This window comes from Acinetobacter sp. ANC 4636, from assembly GCF_054454555.1.
In genome coordinates this window covers 1-5,605 of record NZ_JBTKVD010000031.1, presented here as the reverse complement: position 1 = coordinate 5,605, position 5,605 = coordinate 1, and the positions used below count along the sequence as shown (strand labels likewise).

Annotated in this window: 5 protein-coding genes; 3 read left to right on the top strand and 2 right to left on the bottom strand. The window is 37.0% G+C overall.

Features of this window, described 5'->3' with window-relative positions; all coding sequences use genetic code 11:
* Window positions 1-150: 150 nt before the first annotated feature.
* Together ACX1N5_RS15535 and repM are read right to left on the bottom strand one after the other, a co-directional pair.
* Entirely contained in the window at window positions 151-669 is a 519-nt protein-coding gene (locus ACX1N5_RS15535; RefSeq protein WP_458803515.1) for a plasmid replication DNA-binding protein, read from the bottom strand.
* A 78-nt stretch (window positions 670-747) separates the two neighbouring features.
* A complete protein-coding gene (repM, locus tag ACX1N5_RS15530) occupies window positions 748-1,704 on the bottom strand; it encodes a replication initiation protein RepM (RefSeq protein WP_458803516.1) in 957 nt (318 codons plus the stop codon).
* Window positions 1,705-3,842: 2,138 nt separating this feature from the next.
* On the opposite strand from repM, the gene ACX1N5_RS15525 reads away from it, so the two are divergent.
* The 3 genes from ACX1N5_RS15525 to ACX1N5_RS15515 are packed head-to-tail and all read left to right on the top strand — an operon-like array spanning window position 3,843 to window position 5,132.
* Window positions 3,843-4,685, top strand: coding sequence for a hypothetical protein (locus ACX1N5_RS15525; protein ID WP_458803520.1), 843 nt, complete (start codon window positions 3,843-3,845; stop codon window positions 4,683-4,685).
* Window positions 4,672-4,962 (top strand): hypothetical protein, encoded by a 291-nt coding sequence (locus tag ACX1N5_RS15520; RefSeq protein WP_458803522.1) that lies wholly within the window; start codon window positions 4,672-4,674, stop codon window positions 4,960-4,962. The genes ACX1N5_RS15525 and ACX1N5_RS15520 overlap by 14 nt, the downstream gene beginning before the upstream one ends.
* Before the next feature lie 11 nt (window positions 4,963-4,973).
* Window positions 4,974-5,132, top strand: a complete 159-nt coding sequence (locus tag ACX1N5_RS15515) for an acetyltransferase (RefSeq protein WP_458803523.1) — start codon at window positions 4,974-4,976, stop codon at window positions 5,130-5,132.
* The last annotated feature ends 473 nt before the right edge of the window (window positions 5,133-5,605 follow it).

Genomic DNA, 5,605 nt, shown 5'->3' with positions numbered 1-5,605 from the left:
GCTTGAAATTTTCCTATAAGCATCAATATCTTAGTCAAAGCCGCTCTAGGGTTCAGCGCACTAGATCGGCTTTTTATTGATTCTTCACGTTCCACGCCTATTCTTTGATCAAAGTTTCACAACTTTGATTAGTACACCTAAACAAGCTTCTTAGCCATTCGGCAAGAAAAACCGGCTCAACCACCCTCTTTTCGGCTGCTCCGGTTCTACGTGCTCCAGTACTAGAATGCGCTTATTTTCACTCGTATCCGGTTCTTTCTGCGGCATGGCAATGACTTCTTCTTTTTCCTCTGTCATTTGCTCAGTCTGAGTAGGCTCAGGGTCAATAGACGCTGGGATATGAGGTTTTGGAGCCTCTAAAAGACGTTGCATTGTTTCAATCTGATTCTGATAGAACGACTCCCTATCTTTTGCATCATCGAGCTGATTTTTTAGTATGTCTATCTGCTGTCTAAGCAGTAAAACTTCTGCCGAATTTGGACTGTCTACTTTTACAGGTTCTTTTACATCCTGTTTTCTTACAGGTTCACCAAATACTCGAATAGCTTCAGCTAAATCAATCTTATTATCAGAATTTTTACTTAAAATTCCTTTATTTATATGATTGTAAATTGTTTGTCTATTTATGTTATAAAGCTTAGATAATTCAAGAACTGAAAGACTTTTCATGGTGTAAAACTATGCCTAATCTTGTCAAAAGTTGTTGTCTATTAGACTGTCTAATAGACAAATGATCAAGTCTATAATTCAGGCTGCATTGAAGCCTAACTTTTGAAGATAAGGATATAGTTCTTTAAACCTTTCTTGATCTTGAAGCATCTCAGCAATGCGTACAGCGAACTGTTGATAGCTTTCAGTCCCCTGAGAGTACTTACTCATTTCAGGTAACTCCGCCAGTTTATTGGCAAACAAATGACGTTGGGCACCTGTCATTTTAGAGAAGATATCTAACGTGTTCGGATCTCTTTTACTTTCGATTGGTTTATTGGCTGATTTCTTTTGTTTAAAACTAAATGAAAAGCCCGAAATAGAACGCCCTTTTTTATGTTGCTCATAAGTGACTTTAATATCTGTATGCTCATTAATCTGCTTAACAGAAAGGTCTAGGACACTTTTCTTGAAATCGCCCATCACTTTATATTCGCTTACAGATAAACCTAATTTGTTGCGAATTGCCTCTATGCTAATTTCTAGCTTACCAACACTTCTCCATGCAATTAGTAGTTCGTACAAGCGCATAGCGTATTTGCTCGAAAGCTTTGCTACCTGTTTCATTTCGTAGCTAGTGAAATGCTGTTCTAATCGTGTGATTAGAGGTACTACCGCAGGTGAGAATATTAGTTGTACGCTGGCTTCTTCATCCGTATAGCCAATCTGTGAAACCCAACGACTTGTGATTGTGGTCGGATTACCTTTAGCCGACAGCTCTTGATAGCTAAACTGTCGTGCAAATAAATCCTTACTAGCATCTTTAAGGGCTTGGTAGGCTGTTTGTCTTTCTACATTAAACTGTTGTATGTAACTTGATGCGTGAATGGTTAATGCATCATTTGCATTAATTCCTTTGCCAGTTTCCCTTGCTTCTACAATGGCCAGTAAAATTAAGCGCTGTTCAACAACATCTAAATTATAGCTTGCGCCAATTAATGCATTATCTTTTACAACGAGCATATTATTTTTTCCTTTAAATTTTGTCTTTGACATATTTTTGGCTCCGTTGCTGATGTTGGTTAATGTATATTTGTTGGTTGATAATATCAATACCATTTATTGAATAATATTTTTTTACCCACTATTGGTGGGTAAACCACCATATATTGGTAGGTAAACCACCATATATTGGTAGGTAAACCACCATATATTGGTAGGTAAACCACCATATATAACCCTTGAAAAGCTTTCTATTAAAGGGTTTCACTCTTTTTAAAAGCATTTAAAAACTTAAAAATAATTAAAAGCACTGGGAATGAAAAATTGCCCTTGGTTTTCGCTCCGCTCAAACTCTATTGAATCTCGCTTTCGCTCGATTCGTGGGGCAATTTTTTGGCTCTTCCAGTTGTGACTTTGAGAAAAAGCAAAGGCAAGAGCAACTCGGAATTCGCTTCGCTCATAAAGCTTTTTTACTCGCTCCGCTCGATCTAGGCTCAATTTTCTGCATGTGATTTACGCTTATTTAGGCTTCACAGCCTAAAAAGCTGTTTTTCAGGGAGTCTAGGCGCGAATTTTCATTGGTCGCTCGTAGACACTCGCTCTAAATTTACGATTGAGAGGCTTATATTCGCGTTTTTAGCCTGTTTACAATGTCTTTATTAGGGTGTGGTTATAATTTTAAAAAGTGGCCTTAAAACGTAAATCAGCGCATTTCAGGGTTAAGGAAAAACCTGCACACTTATGTGTGCAGGTTTTAAGGTTAAAAAATGATATTAGGTTTTAAGTAATACCTAGTGTTTGAAAAACACATTTATTTAATTACAAACATTCAACTAAGTCAGAAAGTTCCAGCTTAATCACAACTTTTTTGAGAGCTACCAACTCTCCGCAATCACCACAATTGCTATTTTTTCACAGTACCGAACTATTAATCGGCGCAGTCTTTCATTACTCACCAATATGCTTGAGTTTTTATTACGTCTCGCATATCAATGCTCCCGACTTATACAGCCGCTTTAATCAACTACTCTCCCATCCTCTAAGATAAGGCTATTTTCATTTAACAGTCACCAACTAATAAATCTATCAAAAATAGTATCTTAGCGAACTTCCCACGTTATTCTTACTTGTCATTTTGATGCCCGACTTCTTGCTTTCGCTCAAGTCTATTCGTTATGCTCACCCATATCATCCTGATGTTTCCCTAGCAGTTGTTCCAAGCTCTAGGTTGGCATTGGGTTAAGACTCTTTAGCTTTAATCGTGCATTCAAAATTTTCTGTACAGCATGCTTGCGGTTTTACGCATCATGCCGTTACTGGCTTAAGCTATCCAATCAACCTTGCTTATGTATTTACAAGTGCCGAATGTTCGTCAGTGGTTCTCACTGCAACATCGGATAGTTTTTCTCTATCTTCACAGCCCACCAGTACAGTCGCCACAATCAAGTTACCCAGATTGAAGCGAGGTTATTAACGCTCAAGCACATCCTATGCTTTATCGCTCACCTTCAAGTAAGACAGGATTGATCTACGTCACCGTAGTTTCCGTGTCCGTGTCGCCCAACAACGCCAAAATTAAAATGGAATTAGATTGAGTAGAAATAGGGAGTTTCACCCTAAAGCCCTCTTCGTAGCCGCACCAGCTGGGTTTCCCTCGCATGCAGCTTCACCGATCAACGAATGGTTAGTTCGTCTTTCAGTTCAATAAAGTGAAAAAACGTCATCGGTGGCGGTAACTCACCGATGAAAAAAGGTAAGTTCCGCATAACGCTTTGTGATCGTGCTCAAGAAGTTTGAGAACTGATTTAAGAATTTGTGAAAAAAATATCAGCAAATTTTTCGGATACAGACATGACGAAAGAGCACAAAGCATTTTTAAAAAATGAATGTGTCAGCGATCAGCTGTGAAATCTTCAGGGGGGATTGCTCCGATTGCGCTCGGATCACGGTTCAACACGTTTTAAGTTGTGACCAACTCAAAATGAATCGTTTTGAACACCCTCAGCATAGCAGAAACTGTGCTAAACGCAAATCGCAAGGAACAACCATATATTCAATTACCATCACCTGAAAAATTGCCTGCTCCGCAGGCTTATAAAACACGATTTAAAAGGCTTCCGATAGGATTACTAATTTTCTAGAAAATGCGCTATATTTACCCGATAGGATTACCATATTTTGAAGGCGTGGCGATGATCTATTTTTGTGTAAAAACGGATGAGTATTTAAGAGATATTCTTGATCGTGTCAGCTTGGGTTCCGAGTATTTTTGTCAAATTGATGTGCCTCTTAATCGGGCTGAAAGTGTTATTCAAAAATTCACACAACGCTATGCGCTTGACCAAACGGCACGGCAAAGAAACTATCGTCTGCAGAAAAAACCCGTAGTCGATTTAATTGTGCTCCTCAATCAGAGTTTGTATTCGGCAGAGAAAATTAGGCTTTGTTTGATGTGTACCATGCCGAAAGAGATGCGTGGCATTGCCTTCATCTGTGGTGCAGTTTTACAACGTGAATACGATTTGGATAAATCAGAGATAGAGCAGTTTTCATCGGTTTTAGAGAGAAAAAACCGTCTGATCTATCACAGTGTACCGAACAAAATTTCTGAGAAACATCTGGATTCAGTGCCAGTATATGAACTGGCACAGATCCCTTATACGGCTGAACAGCGCAAACAAAAAAAGATTCCTCAAACACAGGCTCAGGGCTGGACGTGGCGATTGCATAAAAAGTTTATCGAGCTGAAAAAAGGACAGATCACAGATGTTTTTAAGAAACATCAGAAAAATTCTAAGCAGCCCCTTGTGCAGGATGAAGCGGTACAGAAAGAATTGCAGAAATTATGGCTTTTATCTCGATTCCGTGGGGTTCGTCAGGATATTTTTAACTTAAATCGAACCATTCTTACACTGTACCTCTCTTACTTTAATCGTAAATCACCGATTAAACTTGAAGTACCCAGTTACATTATTAAAAACAAACGTTTAGCCAACAGTTTTAAAGAAATGGTGTGTTTTCATGCAAAAAGATAATGTGTTTTTTAAAGATTTCTCCAGTGGCTTTATCGTGGCTGGTCTAGCATTCACTGTCTTTTTTGCGACGGCTCTTTTTTTTGAATTGGTCATAGGTTCAATCTTTAATGTTGAACCATCTCAAGGCCGAATTTCTTTGGCCGTTGGATTTTTTATGGCAGTCGGAGTGGGTTTTTTCCTATTTTCTAAAAATAGAATAGGCAATAAAGTAGGCGGTATCGCTGTAACTGCAATACTTTCAGCGATTTTTTTGAGTTTGAAATTCTACTATTTCTAAAAAGGTTTAAAATGAAGAAATATGGCGTTGAGATTGTTGATCGACCAAAAATTAAAGCGACAAAAACTCTTGATCTGTCAGGACTGGAAGGAGAAAAGATCATTAAATTATTGACAGAAAAGATATTAATTCGTCATCAGAAAGCATTTGAACGACTCTCTAATATGTAATTGTCAACGCGATTTATCACATGAAAACTAGGCAAATGCTATTTTTGATCGTCATTTATCACATAAAAACATGTTTTTAAAATTCAAGTTATTGATTTATTTACACAATTAAATAGTGAAAAATATTTTTTATAAATTGCACTAAAATTGTTTCAAAATTCAAAACATGGTTTTTATTTAATATATTGATATTTAATATAATTTTAATTTTAGTGTTTTTGAATATTTATTATCTACTATCTTTTTGACTGAATTTAGTCCTATTTTAAAAATTAATAAATCATTTAAAAACAGCATCTTATGTTATTTAATTTTTCATTTAGCACATGAAAACTAAAAAAACTCTTTTTTTGATGTCATTTAGCACATGAAAATATGTTTGATAAAAAACAGACCCTTTAATCAGGTTTTAACATCTGGGCTGCGTATAAGAATTTTATGTTAAGCAGATACTCAGAAGGCCCATGACGGGC

Coding starts and splice junctions, on each gene's coding strand:
- ACX1N5_RS15515 (WP_458803523.1), top strand. CDS start 4,974: ATGAAGAAATATGGCGTTGAGATTGTTGATCGACCAAAAATTAAAGCG.
- repM (WP_458803516.1), bottom strand. CDS start 1,704: ATGTCAAAGACAAAATTTAAAGGAAAAAATAATATGCTCGTTGTAAAA.
- ACX1N5_RS15535 (WP_458803515.1), bottom strand. CDS start 669: ATGAAAAGTCTTTCAGTTCTTGAATTATCTAAGCTTTATAACATAAAT.
- ACX1N5_RS15525 (WP_458803520.1), top strand. CDS start 3,843: ATGATCTATTTTTGTGTAAAAACGGATGAGTATTTAAGAGATATTCTT.
- ACX1N5_RS15520 (WP_458803522.1), top strand. CDS start 4,672: ATGCAAAAAGATAATGTGTTTTTTAAAGATTTCTCCAGTGGCTTTATC.